This is a genomic window from Sphingobacterium detergens (assembly GCF_003610355.1).
In the GTDB taxonomy this organism is placed as follows: domain Bacteria; phylum Bacteroidota; class Bacteroidia; order Sphingobacteriales; family Sphingobacteriaceae; genus Sphingobacterium; species Sphingobacterium detergens.
Genome location: NZ_RAPY01000003.1, coordinates 601684 through 621969, shown reverse-complemented (window position 1 = coordinate 621969; position 20286 = coordinate 601684). Strand labels below are relative to the sequence as shown.

General features: G+C 40.1%; 17 protein-coding genes. 11 read left to right on the top strand and 6 right to left on the bottom strand.

Translation table 11 applies throughout. The features are described from left to right. Positions 1–5 precede the first annotated feature (5 nt). The 5 genes from DFQ12_RS18195 to DFQ12_RS18175 all read left to right on the top strand — a co-directional run bounded on the left by DFQ12_RS18195 (position 6) and on the right by DFQ12_RS18175 (position 4365). Positions 6–674 (top strand): AcvB/VirJ family lysyl-phosphatidylglycerol hydrolase, encoded by a 669-nt coding sequence (locus tag DFQ12_RS18195; protein WP_120260454.1) that lies wholly within the window; start codon positions 6–8, stop codon positions 672–674. 76 nt (positions 675–750) lie between these two features. Beyond that, positions 751–1791, top strand: coding sequence for an Atu2307/SP_0267 family LLM class monooxygenase (locus DFQ12_RS18190; RefSeq protein ID WP_120260453.1), 1041 nt, complete (start codon positions 751–753; stop codon positions 1789–1791). A 72-nt stretch (positions 1792–1863) separates the two neighbouring features. Further along, positions 1864–2445, top strand: coding sequence for a MiaE family protein (locus DFQ12_RS18185; RefSeq protein WP_120260452.1), 582 nt, complete (start codon positions 1864–1866; stop codon positions 2443–2445). Positions 2446–2553: 108 nt separating this feature from the next. Then, positions 2554–3621 (top strand): dual-specificity RNA methyltransferase RlmN, encoded by a 1068-nt coding sequence (gene rlmN, locus DFQ12_RS18180; protein ID WP_208642585.1) that lies wholly within the window; start codon positions 2554–2556, stop codon positions 3619–3621. Positions 3622–3663: 42 nt separating this feature from the next. Then, complete coding sequence (locus tag DFQ12_RS18175) at positions 3664–4365, top strand: ComF family protein (protein ID WP_120260450.1); 702 nt, start codon at positions 3664–3666, stop codon at positions 4363–4365. An 85-nt stretch (positions 4366–4450) separates the two neighbouring features. On the opposite strand, the gene DFQ12_RS18170 is transcribed toward DFQ12_RS18175, so the two are convergent. Further along, complete coding sequence (locus DFQ12_RS18170; protein ID WP_120260449.1) at positions 4451–4834, bottom strand: VanZ family protein; 384 nt, start codon at positions 4832–4834, stop codon at positions 4451–4453. A 155-nt stretch (positions 4835–4989) separates the two neighbouring features. Here DFQ12_RS18170 and DFQ12_RS18165 point away from each other — a divergent pair, with 155 nt between their 5' ends. The 3 genes from DFQ12_RS18165 (at position 4990) to DFQ12_RS18155 (ending at position 9581) form a co-directional block, all read left to right on the top strand. Then, positions 4990–5361 (top strand): PadR family transcriptional regulator, encoded by a 372-nt coding sequence (locus tag DFQ12_RS18165; RefSeq protein WP_120260448.1) that lies wholly within the window; start codon positions 4990–4992, stop codon positions 5359–5361. Next, positions 5354–7024, top strand: a complete 1671-nt coding sequence (locus tag DFQ12_RS18160; protein ID WP_120260562.1) for a PspC domain-containing protein — start codon at positions 5354–5356, stop codon at positions 7022–7024. The genes DFQ12_RS18165 and DFQ12_RS18160 overlap by 8 nt, the downstream gene beginning before the upstream one ends. A 148-nt stretch (positions 7025–7172) precedes the next feature. Beyond that, on the top strand, positions 7173–9581 hold the full coding sequence (locus DFQ12_RS18155; RefSeq protein ID WP_244211785.1) for a TonB-dependent receptor domain-containing protein: 2409 nt from the start codon (positions 7173–7175) through the stop codon (positions 9579–9581). Between the two features lie 79 nt (positions 9582–9660). Here DFQ12_RS18155 and DFQ12_RS18150 read toward each other — a convergent pair whose 3' ends face one another. From DFQ12_RS18150 to uxaC, 5 genes are all read right to left on the bottom strand, one after another. Further along, positions 9661–11280, bottom strand: a complete 1620-nt coding sequence (locus DFQ12_RS18150; protein ID WP_120260446.1) for an NADP-dependent glyceraldehyde-3-phosphate dehydrogenase — start codon at positions 11278–11280, stop codon at positions 9661–9663. A 72-nt stretch (positions 11281–11352) separates the two neighbouring features. Then, on the bottom strand, positions 11353–12792 hold the full coding sequence (locus DFQ12_RS18145; RefSeq protein WP_120260561.1) for an MFS transporter: 1440 nt from the start codon (positions 12790–12792) through the stop codon (positions 11353–11355). Positions 12793–12824: 32 nt separating this feature from the next. Then, entirely contained in the window at positions 12825–13469 is a 645-nt protein-coding gene (locus DFQ12_RS18140; protein WP_120260445.1) for a bifunctional 4-hydroxy-2-oxoglutarate aldolase/2-dehydro-3-deoxy-phosphogluconate aldolase, read from the bottom strand. Then, complete coding sequence (locus DFQ12_RS18135; RefSeq protein ID WP_244211784.1) at positions 13466–14491, bottom strand: sugar kinase; 1026 nt, start codon at positions 14489–14491, stop codon at positions 13466–13468. Before DFQ12_RS18135 ends, DFQ12_RS18140 begins: the two co-directional genes overlap by 4 nt. 5 nt (positions 14492–14496) lie before the next feature. Beyond that, the gene (gene uxaC, locus DFQ12_RS18130) at positions 14497–15897 is read right to left on the bottom strand and encodes a glucuronate isomerase (protein WP_120260443.1); all 1401 of its coding nucleotides are present in this window, start codon (positions 15895–15897) and stop codon (positions 14497–14499) included. A 314-nt stretch (positions 15898–16211) separates the two neighbouring features. Here uxaC and DFQ12_RS18125 point away from each other — a divergent pair, with 314 nt between their 5' ends. From DFQ12_RS18125 to DFQ12_RS18115, 3 genes are all read left to right on the top strand, one after another. Continuing rightward, a complete protein-coding gene (locus tag DFQ12_RS18125; protein WP_120260442.1) occupies positions 16212–17513 on the top strand; it encodes a UDP-N-acetylmuramoyl-tripeptide--D-alanyl-D-alanine ligase in 1302 nt (433 codons plus the stop codon). Between the two features lie 243 nt (positions 17514–17756). Continuing rightward, positions 17757–18512 (top strand): tRNA pseudouridine(38-40) synthase TruA, encoded by a 756-nt coding sequence (truA, locus tag DFQ12_RS18120; RefSeq protein WP_120260441.1) that lies wholly within the window; start codon positions 17757–17759, stop codon positions 18510–18512. 8 nt (positions 18513–18520) lie between these two features. Further along, the gene (locus DFQ12_RS18115; RefSeq protein ID WP_120260440.1) at positions 18521–20284 is read left to right on the top strand and encodes an ABC transporter ATP-binding protein; all 1764 of its coding nucleotides are present in this window, start codon (positions 18521–18523) and stop codon (positions 20282–20284) included. Positions 20285–20286 lie beyond the last annotated feature (2 nt).

Genomic DNA, 20286 nt, shown 5'->3' with positions numbered 1-20286 from the left:
ATCCTATGAAGAAGTTGACCGTTTTATTTATCATTGGTTGCATGGCATTTCATGCCCTCGCCCAACAACGTTTGATCGAAATGAAATATTGGAATAATAAAGCAGTATTACCTCTGGTGCTTTACTTGAGTGGAGATGGTGGATTCAATTCTTTTTCAAATAAGATATGTCAGTTGATTGCTGATGCGGGTTACGCTGTGGCTGCTATTGACTCCAAGAACTATTTTTGGAAGAAAAAGACCGCCAAGGATATCGCCGCGGATATTTCGAATACACTCAAAAACCTTATTTTGGCAAGACAGAACCAACAGCTTTTTATTGTGGGCTATTCTTTTGGAGCAGATGCAGTACCTTTTATCATAAACCGTATTGATCCCTTAGTAAAGAAAAATGTGCGAAGCATCGTACTGTTGGAGCCCTCAGTGTCCACAGATTTAGAGATTCATATCGCCGACATCTTAGGACGGAGTAATACCAAACGTAGCCTTGACGTTGTTGCCGAGATTAATCGGATAGAGGGGATTAAAACGAGCATTGTTCTGGGAGATGATGAGACCGAATTTCCGGTAGAAAAGATTCGATTGAAAAACTTTAACAAGAAATATCTTTCAGGTGGACACCATTTTAGTGGCAATGCAGATAAAGTGGTTAAGACAACCCTGTCTCTTTTTTAGTATTTCTTATCCTAGATCAAATAAATTGATAAAAAGACCCACTATTTTTGAATTAGTTTTTAAATAGAGAAGACACATGGAATTAGGAATAGGAATGTTTGGTGACTCCAGGATAGATCCCGCTACAGGTCAGATCCAGGCTGCACAGGATAGAATGAAAGAAATTATTGAAGAAATCAAACTGATGGATCAGGTCGGGTTGGATTTCTTTGGTATCGGCGAGCACCATCGGGAAGATTATGCTGTCGCTGCTCCCGAAATTATACTGGCGGCAGCTTCCACAGTGACCCAAAAAATCAAGTTGGGTAGTGCTGTTTCGGTATTGAGCTCGGCTGACCCGGTCAAATTGTTTCAAGATTTTGCAACAGTCGATCTGTTGTCCGACGGTCGGGCAGAGCTTATGGCAGGTAGGGGCTCGTTTATTGAGTCATTTCCACTATTTGGATATGATTTGAAGGATTATGCGGATTTGTTTGAGGAGAAACTGGAACTATTACTTCGGTTGAATAAACAGAATCCAGTGACTTGGCGTGGAAATTTTAGAGCTCCTTTAATCAATCAAGAAATTTTTCCACGACCAAAGAATGGATCTTTGCCAATCTGGGTTGCAGTAGGGGGGACCACTTCATCTGTTATCCGTGCCGGAAAACTGGGTTTACCTGTCATGTTCGCAATTATTGGGGGAATGTATGAAAGTTTCGACCATTTGTTTGAAATGTATCGGCAAGCTTATGAAGATAATGGACACGATATGTCAAAATTTCAAGTTGGTGTTCACATGCATGCTTTTTTTGGTGATAACAGTGCGCAGATTGCGGATTATTATTATCCGATCTACTCGGCACAGATGAATCGGATCGGAGCAAGTCGCGGATGGCCACCCTATCAAAAGACACAATATGACTTTGGCAGATCGTCTCGGGGGCATCTTATCGTTGGTGATGCAGAATATGCAGTTGACAAAATTTTGGAGATCCATGAGAAATTTGGATTGACCCGTTTCTCGGCACATATGGACGTTGGCGCACCCGGACATAAAGAAATGTTGCGGTCTATTGAGATCTATGGCGAAAAAATAGCACCTAAAATTAGGTCGATACTTAATAAAGATAGCTAAAAGAGCGCATTATCATTTTTTTTAAGCAGAGATATTACCTACCTTTGTCAGTAAATTATTTTAGATAGTAGAATGCTTGGACTTAAGTTGTTGACAGATCCGCGATGGGCAAATATCGCTGAAGGAAATTTGGAGGAGATTCTGACAGATCATGCTTGGTGTGAACAGAAAGCCGCTTCAAATGCAATATCCTTGATCACAAACAACTCAGAGCATGAGGATTTGGTTCATGAATTGACAGCTATAGCCATTGAAGAAATGGAGCATTTCAAAATGGTTATTGACATTATCAAAGAACGGGGCTACACATTGGGGCGTGAACGGAAAGACGACTATGTCGGTCAGCTGATGAAATTCTCCAAAAAAGATGGCAGCCGGAATATGGCTTTTATAGACAGGCTACTATTTGCTGCCATGATCGAAGCGCGTAGCTGTGAGCGGTTTAGGGTTTTATCGCAAAATATTCAAGATAAAGATCTAGCGCAATTTTATTATGATCTGATGGTGTCTGAAGCAAACCATTATACCACATTTCTGAATTTTGCAAGGAAATATTCCGTAGATGTCGACGTAGACAAACGTTGGAAAGAATGGTTGGATTTTGAGGGTAAACTGATCCAGTCTTACGGAAATAAAGAGGCCATACATGGCTAAAGGATAGCGAATCTACCTATTTTAAAACACATACATAACAGTTGTCCCGTTCTATTTTCTTTAGAACGGGATTTTTTGTCACTTAATTATTCTTATCTTTGTACCGTGATTGAAAAAAGTAAAATAATAGATATCAGGAGTTTGTCTTTGAGTCAGATCAAAGATCAACTGACCGCGTTGGGTGAGCAAGGCTTTCGTGCAAAGCAGATTTACGAGTGGCTATGGGAAAAATCCTGTGTAGATTTTGATCAAATGAGTAATTTGAGCAAGCCCCTACGCGAAAAGCTGAAAGAAAATTTTACGATTAATGCTGTCAAGGTTAAGGAGTCGCAAATCAGTTCAGACAAGACGATAAAAAGCAGTTTTAGGCTTTATGATGGTAATATCATAGAAGGTGTACTTATTCCTGCACCCGAACGTATGACCGCCTGTGTTAGTTCGCAAGTCGGCTGTAGTTTGACCTGTAAATTCTGTGCGACGGGTTATATGGATCGAAAACGTAATCTTAATGCGGATGAAATTTATGATCAAGTGGTGCTAATCAGTAAACAAGCTGAGGAAAATTACAATCAGCCGCTGACGAATATTGTCTATATGGGTATGGGCGAACCGCTGTTGAACTATGCTAATATGATGAAGTCTGTTGAGCGTATCACAGCTCCAGATGGTCTTAATATGGCTGCCAAGCGAATCACCGTATCTACTGCCGGTATTGCGAAAATGATCAAAAAATTGGGTGATGATCAGGTGCGTTTTAACTTAGCTCTTTCGTTACATGCAGCCAATGATAAAAAACGGAATGAGATTATGCCGATCAATGAGCAGAATTCCTTAGCTGCATTGGCGGAAGCACTGAAATACTTTTATGCGAAGACGAAGAGCCCAATAACATTTGAATATATTGTTTTCAATAATTTCAATGACGAATTGGAGGACGCAAAGGAACTTGCTAGATTCTGTAAGCATGTGCCTTGTAAAGTAAATTTGATTGAGTACAACCCAATTGCTCTTGCTGACTTCCTGAATGCGGAAGCTGATAAGATCGATGTATTTGCCAACTACCTCAAAAGCCAAGGCATCATTACCAATGTAAGAAGAAGCCGAGGAAAAGATATTGATGCTGCTTGTGGACAATTGGCAATAAAAGACAAGGATAAGGAGACTTCAGAGGCGTAGTTTACAAGATTGTTGGTATCTTTAACTGAGGGAGTTACCTGTATGCAATTTGATCTACGAAATATTCTGGGTGATTTTGTCGCCATATTCTTTCCCAAGGAATGTGCGTGCTGCGGTTGTGCGCTTAAATATCAGGAAAAATATATCTGTATTGCCTGCGATTTCCATTTGCCGTATACCAATTTTCATACTTACTCGGATAACGATACTGCCAGGCAGCTTTGGGGGAAAGTCCCTATCGAAGAAGCTTGCTCTTTTATACTCCTACAAAAGGGGAGTCGTGTGGAGCGTTTAATTTACCAGATTAAATACAATAATCAACCCTTTTTGGCCGAATATTTTGGTTATCAGTATGGTCTCAAACTGCTTGAATCGGAGCTATATCGGGGTTTATCTGCGATTGTTCCAATTCCTTTGCACACGAGTAAACTCAGGAAAAGAGGATATAATCAATCCACATATTTTGGGCAAGGCCTATCTCGGGCAATGAATATTCCTTTGCGGGATGATGTACTGAAACGTCAACGGGCGACAATGACACAAACAGGTAAAGACCGTCTATCACGTTATGAAAATGTAGAAGATGTATTTGTCTGTACACAGCTTTCACAACCGTTGGGAGAACATGTTTTACTTGTTGATGATGTTCTAACAACCGGTGCGACAATCGTTTCGGCTACACTTACGCTGCAGGAATCGTGGGGATGTAAGGTCTCGGTGGCGACTTTGGCTCGTGCCCAATAATTGCCTTTGACAGCCCATGATGAAGCTATCGTTGATCCAAGCGCTCTAAAGTAATAAATAGTTCTGAGTACATGAAGAAGGCCTTCTACACTCTTCTGTTTACGTAATTCAATAGATAGGCAAACCCCGCCATACCAATACCTACAGAGTCAGCAAATAAATCCCACCAATCACCACTACGGTAAGTAAAAATATAAAGCTGAAGTAATTCGGTCAATCCGGCAAATGAAAAGCCTAGGAAAGATACAATGAAAATAGGGAGCCAACGTGTTGGTTTTCCTCTAAATTGCTGTATAACACCGTTATACAAGAGGGTGCAGAAAACGAAAAACATACCTGCATGAACGAGTTTATCCATGCCAGGGTAGCTAGGCACTGTGTCAAAATTATTCCCGGGAAGCGTACACAAAACAATAACTATGATGGCCCAAATAAAACACCATTTATAGTCCAGTAGGATTTTAATCATGGGGATAAATATCCAAAAATTTCCTGATAGAAATGAAATTTAAATAATTTTAAAAAATTATAACACTGATAATCAGTTAATTATTGTATTTATTTTGTTTTATATGGTACTATGTATTGCATGGTACCATAAAATACATATATCTTTGTATTGTTATGATAGCTGAAAATACACAAATCCAAATGAGGAAGGGGATACTTGAATATTGTATCCTATCCATAATTTCTCGAGGAGAAATTTATGCCTCCGATATTATCAGCGAACTGAAGAAAGCCCAATTGTTGGTTGTGGAAGGAACCTTATATCCGCTTTTAACACGTCTAAAAAATAATGGCTTGTTGAGTTATATATGGAAGGAATCGACTTCAGGTCCGCCTAGAAAATATTATGAAATTACCCAAGAAGGGCTCGATGTCCTTTCAAGATTGGATGTTACCTGGAATGAATTAGTGTTTGCTGTAAACACGTCATTGGTAGGTAGAAACAATGATTCAACTAAACCAGTTAAAGACAATAGCGATGAATAAGACAATAATTATCAATATAAATAGCATCGTCTTCCATATTGAGGAGGATGCCTATGAGGTACTGCGGTCGTACATGATTGATATACAGAAGCATTTTGGTCAATCGGAGGATAGCCGCGAGATTTTGGAAGATATTGAGAACCGTATTTCTGAGATGTTTACAGAGAAGATCCAGGCAGGAAGTAAAGAGGTCCTCAATATGGAAGATGTAAACGCTGTTATTGATCAGATGGGAAGGGTGAGTGATTTCGAATCAGAAGATCAGGACGACTATGCTTCTTTTCGCCGCGAGACAAATTCCGACGGTTTTAAGGTTGGCAAAAAGCTGATGCGTGATCCCGATGATCGCGTTTTCAGTGGTGTCTGTAGCGGGCTAGGTCACTTTTTTGGTATTGAGGCCAAATGGGTTAGACTACTTTTTGCACTGTTTGTCATCATCGGAGGATCGGGGCTGTTGGTCTATGTCATTCTTTGGATTGTCATGCCACCAGCTATGACCAGGGCGGATAAAATGGAGATGCGGGGCGAAGCGCCGAATATCCAGAATTTTAAGCGCTCTTTTGATGAGGAAATGAGCGGTGTGCGTGATACGTTTTCACGCGGACTGGATCGAACAGGGGATGGCGTAACAAAACTGTTGCAAATCATTGTAAAAGCCATTGGTGTCTTTTTTGTTATCCTTGTTGGGGCGACACTCATTGGATTGATTATCGGATTAATATTCTTTGCATTAGCTATTGTAAACGTGATTCCTGATGTAATGGACGACTCTGGACCATTCTATTTAATGGAGCCTAACGATGTGCCTTTTGCTTTGATAGCTGGCTTTTTGTCTATATTCATTCCTCTTGCGGGATTATTTTACTTACTTCTACGTGTTCTTTTTGAAAAGAAGCCGATGAATAATTATTTGACAACAACGCTCTTCGTAGTGTGGTTGGCCTCTATAGGAGCGATTATTTACTATTCTACTTCAGTAGCAAAAGAATTTAGAGAATCGAGTACCATTGTTGAAGAAAAGCCTCTACAAAAACAATCTGTATACTTTTTGAGTGAAAATGATATTCGGGTAATCCGTTTAAAAAATGGTGTTAAAAGTGGTGTCGGAATAAAAAGTGATAACTTTTCGTCCTATCTGAAACGTGATATCCGGATCCGGATCGAACGTATTGATTCATTACAGGCTCCCTATGTACGCTATGAATATTCTGCTAAAGGAAATACCTATAAAGTGGCTACCGATAGGGCTGCCAAAATCAATTATGCCCTTAAACAAGATTCAACTGCACTGATTTTTGATAATGCATTCCAGTTGAGTGAGGGTGAGCGTTATCGGGATCAAGAGGTAAATGTTACATTGTTTTTGCCTGTAGGTACCAAACTGGTGATCAATGATAACCTGGAGGATAAGTTACGTGACATCTCATTTTATGATTGCCGCGACCGATACAATAAAGATTTAAGGGATATAAGAGATGTCGAATTTGTGGTGACCTCACTTGGTGTGAAATGTGCTTTGCCGGAAAAGGAATCCGCGGAAGAGGAAAATGATGATTCGGATAGCAATCATATTGTTATTGCTGATACATCCATTGTAATCCGAAGGGATACGATCATCAATGCGAAAAAAGACGGTGTACCCGTTCAGATAAAAAAGAAATAAATCTTTAGAAGTCTTCCGCTCCTATGGGCGGAAGACAAAATATACAAGCCAATACCATTATGAAGCCTTCGTGAGCTTATTGAATCTGCAAAGCCAGATAAATATTTGCCTCATAGGAACTTCATTGCCTTAAAAAATGATTAACCTAATGAAAAAGTGTTTTTACTTCTTACTGTTAAATTTGTTGATTGTCTCCTTTGTCCAAGCGCAGGTGAAGGTTACGGGAAAAGTGCAATCTGCAGATAGTGTGCCGCTGCCTTTAGCAACGGCCTACCTGATGAAAGTCAATTCTGCTGTTGTCCTAAAAGCTGTCGTGACGAATGAATCAGGAGAATACCAATTTACAGATGTGGGGCCGGGGAACTATCTCGTCGAAGCAAAGATGGTGGGGTATGCTTCAAATCGAAGTGCCACCTTTGCTATCAATAAGTCCGATCATTCACTTGCAGTGATCCAGCTTAATGCTGATAACCGAAAATTGCAGGAAGTCACGGTGGAAGGAAAACGCCCAATGGTCGAGAGTAAACCTGGCAAGTTGATTCTAAACGTAGAGAATTCTCCATTAGCAGCGGGCAACAATGCATTGGATATTGTGCAACGTGCACCAGGTGTGAGCCTCGACAACAATAATAATTTGCAGTTGATGGGGCAATCGGGGGTAGCGGTTACCATTGATGGACGGCAAACTTACATGTCTGGTGAACAATTGCTTAATTTTCTGAAAAGTACAGATGGCAATCAAATTAAATCTGTGGAAGTGATTACGACCAGAGCCGCAAAAGATGATGCCGAGGGAGCAGTGGGAACGATTAACATTGTCCTTAAAAAGAATCGGATGGAGGGGTTTAACGGAGCCTTTAATCTGACGGCGGGGCATGGTGAAAAGTTCAGGGGAAATAGTTCCCTTTCATTGAATTACAAAAGGAATAATACCACGCTATTTGGATCATATGCTTATTCTAATGAAAAGTCTTATCGAAGACTTTACATCGATCGTGTCATACAGAATGGAGGGAAAAAGAAATATTTCGAGCAAAAGTCTACATTGGATGAGGATGAACGCAATCATTCTTACCGTTTCGGTGTTGAACAAAAGACATCTTCAAGAAATACATTGACCCTGCAATTCAATGGATCTAACAATACCGAATACAATGACAATAATAGTAAAACTAACATTGGTACAGCTGTTTCCGTTTATGATACAATTTTAAGCTCTTCGTCTTCTTTCAAAGAATTGTTTGACCGTTATTCGGCTAATCTCAATAATGAGTTTAAGATAGATTCTAATGGACGGAAACTGACTGTTGACCTGGACTGGAGTAAATTTAGGAGCAGTAAACGTGTTACTTATCTCAATCAATATGCTGATCTCAATAGTAAACCAATTGGTCCTGCGGAAAATGAACGTAGTGGAATGCCAATTGGTATTGATATCTATGTTGCAAAATTCGACTATGAACATCCCTTATCAAAAAAGTCAAAGCTCGAGATGGGGGCTAAATATTCAAATGTAAAGTCTGATAATGACCTCCTTTTCGAAAAGCTGCAGAATGATTCTTGGGTAAATGATACGACACGGACAAACCATTTTGTATACAGAGAGCAAATCGTTGCTGGTTATCTGGATTATAATACCAGTATTGGAAAGTGGAGCCTTAAGGCGGGGGTGAGGGGAGAATATACGATTTCGGATGGTAATTCTCTTACGACAAGTAAACGTGTGAAACGTGATTATTTTCAACTTTTCCCCAACGCTAATTTGACCTATTCGTTAAATGAAAACCATATACTCTCATTAGGTTACACCAGAAAAGTGACACGTCCTAATTATCGACAATTGAATCCATTTGACTATTATATTGACAAGTTGACCTTTGAGCGTGGAAATCCTTATTTAAATCCTCAATTTTCCAATGAGTTCACATTAAACTATACACTATTGCAACGTTATAATGTGACACTGGGAGTTAATGATGTGAAAGATGCAATTGTCGAAAGCATGGGACAGGATTCGGTTAAAGGTGAAACCTGGGTCATTCGGGAAAATTTAGGGCGGAACCTGAATTCCTATTTAAACCTCAATATTCCTGTGACTGTGTCGAAGATCTGGAGTATGAACAATAATATCACTGGAATCTATTTTGATTTCGATGGAATGATTTCAGGTATTCCGGTCAAACGGAAATCATTTCTGCTTCAAGCGAATTCTATGCATAACCTAAAATTAAGTAAGAGCCTTTCTGCCAATGTTAATTTACGTTATTTCTCACCTTTTAAATATAGTGTATATGATCTAGAAGGGCGATGGGATATGGAAGTCGGTGCGACCAAAACATTTAAGGATCAACGAAGCTCATTAAAACTAGCTGTTAGTGATTTGTTCAATACAGGTAATCAGAATTTGCTCACTACTTTTGGCGAATTTGATTCTAAGATCAGGCAGCGTCAAGATCGCAGGGTAGTACGATTGACTTACTCGTATAAATTTGGTAATCTTAAAAACAATTATCGTAAAAAGGATACAAGTAACGAAGAGAAAGACCGGGCTCAATAGAAAGCTTAATAAAATATGTGGTAACAAAAAAGAGGGCAGTTCAATTAAATGGACGCCCTCTTTTGGTTTATACTAACTACTAAAAAATATACTTTGTACTTAGGAAGTTGGACTCATTTTCGCTAACAATCTCATTTAAGAGTTTTTTGTTTTCCTCGGTAAATTTGGCTGCGACCAATGAACGGATGGAGAACGAGCGTAATGCATCTACCACAGATAATGTTCCCTCGGCGCTATCTTTTCTTCCGGTGAATGGGAAGGTATCTGGACCGCGCTGACATTGGCAATTGATATTGACACGGCTAACCTGATTAACCAATGGGTCGATTAAAGATGAGACTACCGCCGCGTTATTGCTGAAAATGCTCACCTGCTGTCCATGAGATGAACCGATGAGGTATTCGATAGGCTCTTCCAGATCATCAAAAGGTACAACAGGGATGACAGGTCCAAACTGTTCTTCTCTATACAGCTTCATCTGTGAATTTACTGGATAGACAATAGCAGGATAGAAAAACGATTCGGCAACCTGACCGCCGTTCTCGTTCACTACTTTTGCACCATAAGCTTTCGCATCTTCGATACATTCAGTCAGATAAGCGGGTTTATTAACTTCTGGAAGTGGTGTTAAGGATACTCCTTTCTCCCATGGCATTCCATATTTAAGTTTGCTCACTTCGGCAGAGAGACGTTTTAAAAATTCTTGTGCTAAGCTGCGGTGTACATAGATTATTTTCAATGCTGTACAACGTTGTCCGTTGAAAGATAACGAACCTAATACAGTCTCAGAGACAGCTAGATTTAAATCGGCATCTTTTGTAATAATTGCTGCATTTTTGGCATCCAATCCTAAAATTGCACGCAATCTATTCACTTTTGGATGTAACTTTTTAAGTTCGTCAGCTACACGGCTTGAACCGATTAAGGTCAATACATTGATCTTACCGGATTGCATCAAGCTAGGTACGATCTTGTTGCCTCGACCATAGATAGTATTAACTACACCTTTTGGAAAACTTGTTCTAAAAGCTTCTAATAAAGGGTAATGTAATAGCGTTCCGTGTTTAGGTGGTTTGAACAGCATCGTGTTCCCCATGATCAATGCAGGGATCAATGTTGTAAAAGTTTCGTTTAATGGGTAGTTGAATGGTCCCATACATAAGACAACACCTAAAGGAGATCTTCTGATTTGTGCAATGATACCTTGTTCAATCTGAAAACGTGATGAATCGCGGTCTATATCTTTTAGTGCATCGATTGTCGCATAGATATATTCTACTGTGCGATCAAATTCCTTTACAGAGTCTGCATAAGACTTGCCGATTTCCCACATAATAAGCTTGACAACAATGTCCTTCTTGGCAATCATCTTTTGTGTGAAATTTTCAACACAGGTAATACGATCGGCAACACTCATTGTTGGCCATTCTCCACGTCCGTTGTCATATGCTTTTACAGCAGCGTCAAGGGCTTCGATGGACTCTTTTTCTGTACAAACAGGAAAGCTGCCGATGCGCTTACGTTTCAAGCCATCCTTAGTCTTCACACAAATCGGTGAAAATACCTCGTTTACTTGACCCGTCCAAGAAATCATTTCTCCATTGGAAAGGAACTCTCTTTGATCGACCTGTTCGTCCAGTGTAAATTCTGCGGGAATGTCTTTCTCCTCGTAGAAGATACCTTCTAAGTTTAAGCTCATTGTTTTTAAAAAATGGTTTAGATTGATATTTGTAATGATATTGCTAATATAATATAAATTTTACAATATATGTTAATTTTTTATTAAAATTAGTTTAGGTACTAGTGTTTTCATTACGATCCATGCAATCAAATAGGCAATCGCACAAAAAGAGAAGATGATAAAATATCCTGCTTCCTCGCCTTTAAAGCCCATAAAGGTCATTTGCGTTTCCTTGGCATAATCGAATAACCATCCTGATGTTTTATTGATGATAAAAGCACCAACGCCACCCGCAAGTCCACCGATTCCAGTAACCGTTGCAATGGAACGTTTTGGGAATGCATCTCCGATTGTCGAAAAAATATTAGCGGACCATGATTGGTGCGCTGCGCCTGCAAAACCGATCAAGATTACAGGTATCCAGTAGGATATATGTCCCAATGGTTGGGCCAGGAGAACCACTAATGGAACAAAAGCGAATAAAAGCATGGCTTTCATACGACCTTCATAGGCATTCATACCTTTCTTCTCAACAAAATAGGTCGGTAACCAGCCTCCATAAATGGAAAGCATTGTAATTGCATAGAGCACGAATATAGCCAGCTGTCCTTCCGTATCGGACGATTTTATATCGTATACAGCGGAGAGGTAGGCTGGCATCCAAAATAGGAAAAACCACCAAACACCGTCTGTCATAAATTTTCCGAAGACAAAGGCCCAGGTTTGTTTGTATTTAAGGCATTCAGAAATTGTTGTTCTTGGAACTTTTGTATTCCCCTGTAGTTCCGGCTGCTGTTCGTGATCATCCTGATTGATATAGGCTAATTCCGCAGCATTTACTTTCGGATTTTCATCAGGTTTTTTATAAAGAAAGATCCAAAAACCCATCCAAACGAATCCTAGGGCACCAATAATAATGAATGACATTTCCCAGCCCCAATGTGCGGCGATAACAGGGATGGTCAAAGGAGCCGCCAGGGCACCTATTGTTGCACCTGAGTTGAAGATACTTGTCGACAGCGCCCGATCTTTCTTTGGGAAGTACTCGGCGGTAGCTTTGATTGCCGCAGGAAAGTTTCCTGCCTCTCCAACGGCGAGGATAAAACGGGCAAAGATAAATAGGTTGACACTGACGCTAATGACAAGACCCGCATTGTTAACGTGAGAAATCGCTTCTTTTGCGCCTTCAAAGCCTACAAACCATTCTCCAGCGACAATGCCGGAAGTCGCGATGCCACAAAAAGCGTGCAATATGGCGCCAATAGACCAAATGCCAATAGCCCATAAAAATCCTTTTTTTGTATCCATCCAGTCTACAAACCGACCTGCAAAAAGCATACTGATGGCGTAAAAAATCGAAAATAAAGCTGTAATATTACCGTAGTCTGTATTTGTCCAATGGAATTCGGGGCTAATAAAATCTTTCCAGGTCAAAGAGAGTACCTGACGGTCTAAATAATTGATCGTAGTAGCAAAAAATAGTAGGGAGCAGATTACCCAACGGTAATTTCCCTTTTTCTCCGTATTCATCATAATAGGTTTATAAAGTTTGTTTTTTAAGTTTATCGTGCTTTCGACACGAACTCGAGTGCTAGCTTTGTGTTTTCAGCTAGTTGGTCGGTATTTTTTGGATCGATCAGCTTGCTGCCCATACCAACAGCACATACTCCTGACTTGAACCATGCTTTTAAATTTTCCATTTCGATCTCTACACCCCCTGTAGGCATAAATTTTTGACCTTTAAAAAGATCGCGTATAGATGACATAAAGGCTGGCCCCAAGATATTTGCCGGAAACAATTTGATGAGTGCGGCTTTTTGCTGTTGAGCAGTATAAATCTCAGTCGGTGTCATACAACCCGGAATCCAAAGTTTATCTTGTTCATGTACGAGTGCTCCAACCGCAGGATTGACCAGTGGTGCAACGATAAAATCTGCACCGATTTGGAGAAATTGCGTTGCGTCTTCGACGGATTTAATGGTACCTATACCCAGATAAAGATCTGGCATCTCAAGGTCTCTCACGGCGAGCAAGCTTTCGAATACACCTAGTGCTTCAGGTCCACGGTTCGTAAATTCAAAAACACGTATGCCTGCCTGATATAAAGTGCGGAGAATATCAATGCTCTCTTCTTTATCATGATGGAAGAACAAAGGAAGCATCCCCTGTTCAATAATCTTTTCTAATACTTTCTCTTTCAAACTCATGCTATCATTCTATTTTTTATATCTTCAACAGTACTTGTTGTGGCATCGCTGGGAATAAACAGTTTGTCAAATGCAGCGAGCGTTGCAAACTCCAGTGTCTCCGTTGGCGAAAGGTTGGAATACAAGCCATAGATCAGGCCCGCCATAAAACAGTCTCCACTACCTACTTTATCCAAAATCTCTGCCGAGCGGAATTCCGATGATTCAATTAAATTACCCTGATTAAATAGGGTGGTATAATATTTTATCCCTTTGGATTCATAGTCGAATCGGAAGGTATTGGCAACATATTGACACAGCGGGTTGTTCGCTATGATCTCCTTGCTTGTTTGCTCTGCTTGCCGTAATAATTCCTCTTCTTCGTATCCCGCTGACTGTGTGATGAACTTACTGTCGAGCTGCGTGCCAAGCATTTGATGTGCAGCCCAGATGTTGCCCATAATTAGATTACAGTGTTTTGCGATCTCTGGCATAATGTCTTTGGGATCCTTACCATATTTCCAGAGTTTTGAACGATAATTAAGATCTAAAGACACAAAAATTCCTTTTTCTTGCGCCACATTAACAGCTTCAAGGCAGAGGTCGGCAATGTCTGCACTGATCGCAGGACAGATCGCAGAGAAATGGAACCATTGAACACCCGAAAATGCCTGATCCCAGTCTATACTGCCTACTTTTAGGCTAGCAAATGAGGAGTTGGCCCGGTCATAGATTACCCCTGCGTTTTTCAGGTCTTTTCCTTTAGGTAGGTAATAAATTCCTAGCCTATCTCCTGTCCATTGCATGGGAGAGGTGTCTATATTTTTTCGTTTTAAATAGAGATCAATTGCTTCACAGATTGCATTTTGAGGAATGGCTGATAGATAAGACGATGGCACTCCCCAGAGTGCCAAAGCCGTAGCCACATTTAATTCTGCTCCTCCAATATAGAAGGGTAGTTGATGCTGTTCAATCCAATCCTGCTCGATGTCTGGACAGATCCTCAGCAACAATTCTCCGAAACTTAATACTTTACCTTGCATTTTCATTAAAAATCAAAATATTCTTTTGCATTATTATAGCTGATATCCTGTACAATTTTTCCTACCCACTGGATATCATTCGGGATCTCACCATTTTCGATATCCTGTCCGAAGATGTTACAGAGTAATCGCCTGAAATATTCATGCCGTGGAAAGGAAAGGAAGCTTCTAGAATCAGTCAACATACCAACAAATCGACTTAACAGGCCCATATTTGATAAGGTATTGATCTGTTTTGTCATGCCATCTTTTTGATCCAAAAACCACCAAGCCGAACCAAACTGTATTTTCCCTTTTACAGAACCATCATTGAAATTCCCGATCATTGTCGCAAAGAGTTCATTGTCTGCCGGATTCAGATTATATAAGATTGTCTTGGTCAGTTTGTTCTCATTATCTAATTTATTCAAAAATTTTGACAAAGCACGTCCTTGACTGAAATCACCGATTGAGTCCCAGCCTGTATCTGGGCCGATCAAACGGTGCATGCGGGCATTGTTGTTGCGCAATGGGCCAATATGATACTGTTGTACCCAGCCCTTTTCATAATCCCATTCGGCAAAATAGATCAACATGGCCGATTTGAATTTTAGATTCTCGATAGGACTAATTTCTTTTTTACTTCTGATCTTATCGAATATATCCTTAATCTCCTGTTCCGTATAATCCTCCGCATAAATTTGCTCTAACCCGTGGTCAGAAACCTTACAACCATTGGCAGCGAAAAAATCATGTCTCAATTTCAATGCATTCAGGTAGTCTTGCAAATCACTGATTTGCCGATTGCTTATCCTTTCAAGTTCGTCAATATACTGATTGAGCGCTACGATGTTGTCCGCATTCATGGCTTTATCTGGACGGAATGCCGGAAGCATTTTGAAAGATTCCTTTTCTTGGGCAAACTGTTGATGATATTGGAGGTTATCGATCGGGTCATCGGTTGTACATACGACCTCTACATTCATCATCCGAAGCAGCCCGCGTACGGAATGACTGTCTTGTTGTAGTTTGGCTTGGGTGTCTGCATATATTTGGGATGCGGTTTTGGGGGAAAGTAAATCCGTTATACCAAAATAACGCTGCAGCTCAAGATGGGTCCAATGATGAAGCGGATTCCGTAATGTATAAGGAACAGTTTCGGCCCATTTGATGAATTTTTCTTCATCCGATGCATCTCCAGTAATATAGCGCTCATTGATCCCATTTGCCCGCATAGCCCGCCATTTGTAATGGTCTCCATGAAGCCAGGCTTGACTGATGTTGTCAAACTTGATATCGTTGGCTATTTGCTCTGGAATCAAGTGGTTATGGTAATCAATGATGGGTAGATCTTTTGAATAATTGTGGTACAGCTCTTCTGCTGTTTTGTTGTTTAATAAAAAATTCTCGTCTAAGAAAGCTCTCATATATATAATTTATAAGCTTGTATTCTATTTTACTACAGTACCGTTTTTGCGATTACAAAGCATCATAACTTTCGCTGTTGAGGCGAAAGGAAAGAAAAATTGCAAAAGAGTTTAAAGTTTGGTCGTCCGCATTTCAAACTGTCTAATTGGTCAATGAAATTACCAATATTAAAGCCTTAGTTAAAGAAAATTGATTAAAATAAATGCGCAAACGTTATCGGGGATTGTATTTGGGGTCCAATTATTTTAGATGTGCTTCTCCATTTATCTGAAATCAGGCAGAATGGTTATATTTGCTCATCAAATTTCTAAACATGGACATTCAATCGCTATATCAGATTTATAAACAGTATCCAAATATTACAACAGATACGCGTAAAATTGAGAAGGATAGTATATTCTTTGCACTGAAAGGCGCAAATTTCAACGGAAATACCTTTGCGGAGCAGGCTCTTGAAATCGGAGCGAGGTACGTTGTCATTGATGAGGAAATTTATAAAAAAGGGGAACAATATATCTTGGTAGAAGATGTGTTGACAGCGCTACAAGGCTTGGCAAACCATCATCGGAAACAGCTAAATATTCCCGTTATTGGTGTAACAGGAACGAATGGAAAGACAACAACAAAGGAATTATTATATTCCGTTGTCTCTCAGAAATATAATACCTATGCCACAAAGGGGAATCTAAATAATCATATTGGCGTTCCTTTAACCTTGTTGGCTATTGATGCAACTGTTGAAGTTGCCATTATAGAAATGGGGGCAAATCATCTCGGAGAAATAGCCTTTTTATGTGCAATCGCTGAACCAACACACGGACTGATCTCTAATGTGGGTAAGGCACATCTGGAGGGATTTGGTTCTTTTGAAGGTGTTAAGAAAACCAAAGGGGAACTATATGATTGGCTCCAGGATCACCAAGGAACACTTTTTTTGCAGGGGGATAACCCACATCTTGGCGAAATGGCTGCTGCCCGTCAAATTGCTAAAACTGTGACTTACGGATTCTCAGAGAGTAATGATATCATCGGTAAATTGATGAAAGCAAATCCGTTGTTGCAGATTTCCTGGAAGACAAAAGAAGATCCACAAACCTATGTGATAGATACGCAACTTACAGGTTCATACAATACAGAAAACTTTTTAGCCGCTATTGCAGTGGGCCTACATTTCAATATCTCTCCGCAGGAAATCAATTCAGGTATTGAAGGTTATACACCGACCAACAATCGCTCGCAGATCATGAAAACAGCTCAAAATACAGTGATCTGTGATTATTATAATGCCAATGCAACGAGTATGGCTGCTGCATTGGATAATATTCGGATTATTGAGGCCGATAAGAAGGCGGTTATCTTGGGGGATATGTTTGAACTTGGAGCAGAATCTTTTGACGAACATCGGAAAATCGTGGATAATGTAAAGAGTATGTTCGCTGATCGTAAGATTTTTGTCGGAAAGGCATTTTTTGAACATAGAAATGATGATGCCGAGTTTTATGAAACGACAATAGAAGCGAAGACTGCCTTGCAAGAAAAACCGATTATCGGAGCTACCATATTATTAAAAGCTTCCCGTGGTATGGCTTTTGAAAATCTGATAGACATACTGTAAGTTCCTTTTATTTTTCTTAAGGTCAACCAGGTATTAAGGTTGGACTTTGTCTGACCTACCAGCGCAATGTTTTCATGCTTAATGTACTTAAAAAGGTGGACTTTCCACGGACTCAAGGTGCTAAGTTAAATTTAAAAGCAGCGTAAGTTTTGTCATGTGAGGATTAAATATTGACGAAAATGAGCAAAATAGTCCTTCGGGGAAATGTAGCTCATTTGGAAAAATGTACCTTTGTATCGTATAATGGACAAAAGACGTTTTTTTTTAGAAATAGCCTACTTTGGGCAATCATATCATGGCTGGCAGGTTCAAAACAATGCGATTTCTGTACAGGAAGTATTGAATAGTGCTTTGGAGACCTTGTTACGTGAGCCTATCGAGACTACTGGAGCCGGGAGGACAGATACCGGTGTACATGCAAAGCAATTGTATGCTCATTTTGATGCAGCTCCTGTAGGGATATTAGCAAAGCCAGATCGTTTTATTCATTCACTTAATGCCCTATTGCCTTTTGATGTTGCGGTTAAAAGATTAATTGAAGTTGCCGATGATGCACATGCCCGATTCGATGCGACGCATAGATCTTATGAGTACCACCTTCATTTCCATAAGGATCCGTTTATTTATCCCTATTCTTGTTTCATGCGCGACCGCCCTGATGTCGATAAAATGAACGAAGCTGCCCAGTTTTTGTTGGGTAGGCAAGATTTTGAATGTTTTAGCAAGTCTCATACGCAAGTCTTTACAAATATTTGTGATATTCGTAGAGCAGAATGGTTATGGCATAACGAGCAGGATCTCGTTTTTCATATTACCGCTGATCGTTTTTTGCGCAATATGGTTCGTGCTATTGTAGGAACTTCGTTGGAGATCGGACTGAAGGGTAAACCAGCGTCCTTTATGCAAGAAGTGATCAAGAGCAAAAGTCGTGGCAAGGCGGGTGTGTCTGTCCCTGCACATGGATTGTATTTAACAGAAGTAGCGTACCCTTATATATAAATATTAACGTGAGTCAAGATAAAATAACAGGTAAAACATACGATGTCAATTTGTTGCGACGCATGAGTCGCTATATGCGACCCTATCATGTTGCATTTTGGATATCGGTCGTTTTAACGATCCTATTGGCGGCTGTAGCGCCCGCCCTACCTATGCTGATCCAGCATACACTAGACAATTATATCTTGAACTTTGACACTGGCGGACTGTCTTATATGCTGATTGCCATGCTGGCATTGGTCATCGTGCAGACCTTAATCCGTTATTATCATACCCTGATGACAAATACCCTGGGGCAGTCTGTTATCAAGGATATTCGCATCCAGGTCTTTAATCATATTGTGCAGTTACGTCTTAAGTATTTTGATCGGACAGCTTTAGGAAAGCTGATTACACGGACGATATCTGATCTTGAAACACTTTCCAATATCTTCTCTGAGGGATTGATTCAGATTATTGGTGATCTATTGCAACTGGCCGTGATATTGGGGGTCATGTTCTATTCGGATTGGAAATTGACGCTGATCGTGCTTATTCCAATGCCTTTGATGGTCGCCGCAACCTATGTATTTAAAGAAGCGATGAAAGCCGCTTTTATAGATGTCAGGAAATGGGTGTCTAATTTAAATACGTTTTTGCAGGAACATATCACAGGAGTTGGGATTATCCAATATTTTGCACGCGAAAAGCAGGAGATGGATAAATTTAAGGAGATCAATGCACAGCATAGGAATGCTCATATCCGTACGAACTGGTACTTCTCTATCTTTTTCCCTGTTCTGGAAATCATCATGGCTATTTCACTAGGTCTGTTGGTCTGGTTTGGAGCAAAACAGATTATGGGTGACGTGATTTCACCGGGTGTGGTCGTTGCCTTTATCATGTATATCAACATGATTTTTCGACCTATTCGTGAGCTTATCGATAAATTCAATACACTTCAAATGGGTATGGTTAGTGCTGAACGTATTTTTGAGGTTCTGGATACAGACGAGATGACGCCTAATTTGGGTACTTTGAAACCTGATCATATCAAAGGAGAAATTGCTTTTAAGCATGTTTGGTTTGCCTACAACGATGAGAATTGGGTGTTAAGAGATGTGAATTTTAGCGTACAACCTGGTGAAACATTGGCTTTAGTTGGAGCTACGGGAGCCGGAAAATCATCGACTATTAACATCCTAAGCCGATTTTACGAAGTAAATAAGGGTGAGATCTTACTAGATGGTGTAAATATTCGCGATTATGATCTTGATTATTTAAGAAATACCATTGCAACGGTATTACAAGATGTGTTTCTGTTCTCAGATACTGTCATCAATAATATTACATTAGGTGATCCTTCAATTTCGAGGGAACAGGTCATCGAGGCAGCGAAAGAAGTGGGAGCACATGATTTTATTATGCGACTTCCGGGTGGATACGATTATGATGTCAGGGAAAGGGGAGCTACACTGTCAGCAGGGCAGGCGCAATTAATTTCCTTTATTCGGGCATTGGTACATGATCCGAGAATTCTGGTCTTGGATGAAGCGACTTCTTCCGTTGATACTGAAACAGAGGAAATGATCCAAAGTGCAATTGACAATTTAATGCGGGGACGGACATCCATTGTCATTGCGCACCGCTTGTCCACCATTCAAAAGGCAGACAAGATCATCGTATTGGATAAAGGTGAAATTAAGGAAATCGGAACACATCAAGAGCTTTTATCTTTTGATGGTTACTATAAAAAGCTATACGATCTACAGTTCCATTCCGCAGGAATTTAGTC

Bases quoted from the DNA above. Each gene is read 5' to 3' on its own strand.
- DFQ12_RS18195 (WP_120260454.1), top strand. From the start codon at position 6: ATGAAGAAGTTGACCGTTTTATTTATCATTGGTTGCATGGCATTTCAT.
- DFQ12_RS18190 (WP_120260453.1), top strand. From the start codon at position 751: ATGGAATTAGGAATAGGAATGTTTGGTGACTCCAGGATAGATCCCGCT.
- DFQ12_RS18185 (WP_120260452.1), top strand. From the start codon at position 1,864: ATGCTTGGACTTAAGTTGTTGACAGATCCGCGATGGGCAAATATCGCT.
- DFQ12_RS18175 (WP_120260450.1), top strand. From the start codon at position 3,664: ATGCAATTTGATCTACGAAATATTCTGGGTGATTTTGTCGCCATATTC.
- DFQ12_RS18170 (WP_120260449.1), bottom strand. From the start codon at position 4,834: ATGATTAAAATCCTACTGGACTATAAATGGTGTTTTATTTGGGCCATC.
- DFQ12_RS18165 (WP_120260448.1), top strand. From the start codon at position 4,990: ATGATAGCTGAAAATACACAAATCCAAATGAGGAAGGGGATACTTGAA.
- DFQ12_RS18160 (WP_120260562.1), top strand. From the start codon at position 5,354: ATGAATAAGACAATAATTATCAATATAAATAGCATCGTCTTCCATATT.
- DFQ12_RS18155 (WP_244211785.1), top strand. From the start codon at position 7,173: ATGAAAAAGTGTTTTTACTTCTTACTGTTAAATTTGTTGATTGTCTCC.
- DFQ12_RS18150 (WP_120260446.1), bottom strand. From the start codon at position 11,280: ATGAGCTTAAACTTAGAAGGTATCTTCTACGAGGAGAAAGACATTCCC.
- DFQ12_RS18145 (WP_120260561.1), bottom strand. From the start codon at position 12,792: ATGAATACGGAGAAAAAGGGAAATTACCGTTGGGTAATCTGCTCCCTA.
- DFQ12_RS18140 (WP_120260445.1), bottom strand. From the start codon at position 13,469: ATGAGTTTGAAAGAGAAAGTATTAGAAAAGATTATTGAACAGGGGATG.
- DFQ12_RS18135 (WP_244211784.1), bottom strand. From the start codon at position 14,491: ATGCAAGGTAAAGTATTAAGTTTCGGAGAATTGTTGCTGAGGATCTGT.
- uxaC (WP_120260443.1), bottom strand. From the start codon at position 15,897: ATGAGAGCTTTCTTAGACGAGAATTTTTTATTAAACAACAAAACAGCA.
- DFQ12_RS18125 (WP_120260442.1), top strand. From the start codon at position 16,212: ATGGACATTCAATCGCTATATCAGATTTATAAACAGTATCCAAATATT.
- truA (WP_120260441.1), top strand. From the start codon at position 17,757: ATGGACAAAAGACGTTTTTTTTTAGAAATAGCCTACTTTGGGCAATCA.